The sequence below is a fragment of the uncultured Senegalimassilia sp. genome (genome assembly GCF_934632265.1).
GTDB lineage: Bacteria > Actinomycetota > Coriobacteriia > Coriobacteriales > Eggerthellaceae > Senegalimassilia.
On sequence record NZ_CAKTYH010000192.1, the window covers coordinates 1 to 2,248 of the forward strand.

Below are 2,248 nucleotides of genomic sequence, written 5' to 3' on the forward strand. Positions count from 1 at the left end.
CTCCGACCGGATTCGAACCGGCGACCTTCGCCTTGAGAGGGCGACGTCCTAAACCGCTAGACGACGGAGCCATTAAACGAATTTACCAAAAAATGGCTGGGGTGGAAGGAGTCGAACCCTCACATACGGTACCAGAAACCGCTGTCCTGCCATTAGACGACACCCCAGTGGCAAATCCTCTGCGCCGTTTCCTTCGATGTATTTCGGAGGGCCAGGCGCGAGAAGATATATTACGCACCTTCCCCTATTCCGTCAACACTTTTTGGCAACTTTTTTGAAAAACTTTTCCCAATCAAGTTGCTGAGCGCATATTCCTCCAGGTCAGGTGCCGAATTAGCAACTTCGCCATCTATAACGGCGTCAAGCAATCTCGCCAAGGCTTCCCCGATCTCGGGCCCTTGGGCAACTCCCAGCTTCATAACGTCGCGCCCGTTGATGGCCAAGGACTTTACCGTGAAGGCTTCATCGGCGGCGATTATCTCCTCAAGCGTGCGCTGCAGATCGTCGGCAAGCGCGATGCGCGGATCGCTGAACTTCGGCGATTGCCCCCTCGCGTCACCTCGCTTCAAATCGCAAAGGGCGGCGAACAGCTCGGTATCGCCGCCAAGGCGCGCGAGCATCCGCTTCACCGCCCTGGGATTTGCGGGCACTACGTCGTCATGGCGCTTGACCAAAACAAGCACTCTGTCGATGAAGGCGTTCGAGAACGTAAGCCGTTGCATAACGCCGCGCGCTATGGGAACGCTCACCGCTGCGTGTCCATAGAAGTGACCGGTGCCGTTTTCATCTTTGAAGAAGCACGCAGGCTTGCCCATATCATGGAACAACGCGGCCCAGCGAACCAACGGGTAGGGCGGAACGCCATCGACAACCCGGGCGGTATGCTCAAGCACGTCGTATATGTGATAGGGCGTTTGCTGATCGAAGCCCTTCATGGCGACAAGCTCGGGCAGAGCGGCCGAAAGCGCATCAACGCAGCCAAGCAGTGCGTCGCCGGCATGTGCTCCAAGAAGCAACTTCTGCAGCTCGTGGGTTACGCGTTCAGCAGATATCTTCGACAACAAACCCTTGTTTTCCAACATGCCCTGGTAGGTGCAAGGCTCGATGGCGTACCCCAGCTCCGCGCTGAAACGGCAAGCTCGCAGGATGCGCAGCGCATCTTCGGCAAACCTTTCGCGAGGATCTCCTACTGCGCGGATTAAGCCGCGCTCCATATCGGCTCTTCCGCCAAAGGGGTCGATTAAGCCGCATTCGGGCCGCCAGGCCATAGCATTGATGGTGAAATCCCTGCGGGCAAGGTCTTCCTCAATAGAAGATACGAACGTCACCGAATCAGGGTGCCTTCCATCCTTATATCGTCCGTCGCTGCGGAAGGTCGTCACCTCAAAAGCCGAATCCCCGCTGATAACCGTGATCGTCCCATGCGCCACGCCGGTCTCATGGGTCCTCAGTCCCGCCTGTTCGCAAACGCGCTTCGTGTCTGCCCACATCGCGCTACAGGCGATATCGATATCCGAGCAGGGTCGGCCGAGCAGCGCATCGCGCACAAAACCGCCGACAGCCCATGCCTCGAATCCTGCATCATCCAATACGGAAAGAAGCGCAAGGGCATCTTCGGGAAGATCGATCCGCAGATCTGCGCCCAAATCAATCACCACCTTATATAGGTTCGTCAGCCTTATAGTAAAACAAGGTAGCGAATGGGGGAGAGGCAAGAACGCATCCGATTACGGCGAACAGCCGTTTCCGGGTTGCCGACGAACGGGCCCGGGCCAGAAAGGTTCGGTTCAAAAGAGCTCGGCTATCGCTGTTCGATAAACGACAAGATTAAGCAAGCGAATGGCGCCAAGAAACAAACAAGAGAGCGGCAAGGCCTTGCGCGATAACTGCGGACAGCCATCATAAGCACATCGTCGTTCGCATCAGCGACAAGAAAGCTCAGACAGAGGAGAGCGATCAACGCACAGCAAAACCGAATAATGCAAAGACGCAAGAAACGGAATCGGGAAAGAAGCCGTGTATGAAACAAGAACGAAGAAATGCAGGAACGTCTTAAGACGTAAGGGGTTGTTCTAAGGGAAGCTTGCCTGGTGTCAGGATGTATTGGGTTCGCAAAAACCACTATATGTAGTGTATGACACAGACTCGGACGCAAGGAATGTAAAGAAGATGCTACATATTGTGTACAGGATGTGAAGACAAGGGCAAAATCCGAATCAAGGGATTGTCAAGAGGCCGGCAGCCGCGT

At 55.3% G+C, this 2,248-nt stretch carries 1 protein-coding gene and 1 tRNA gene; both read right to left on the reverse strand.

Annotated features, from left to right (window positions below):
• Positions 1-93: 93 nt before the first annotated feature.
• Positions 94-167 (reverse strand) — tRNA-Gln (locus Q0H50_RS09350).
• Between the two features lie 63 nt (positions 168-230).
• Entirely contained in the window at positions 231-1,646 is a 1,416-nt protein-coding gene (locus Q0H50_RS09355; protein ID WP_294421688.1) for an HD domain-containing protein, read from the reverse strand.
• Positions 1,647-2,248: the final 602 nt, after the last annotated feature.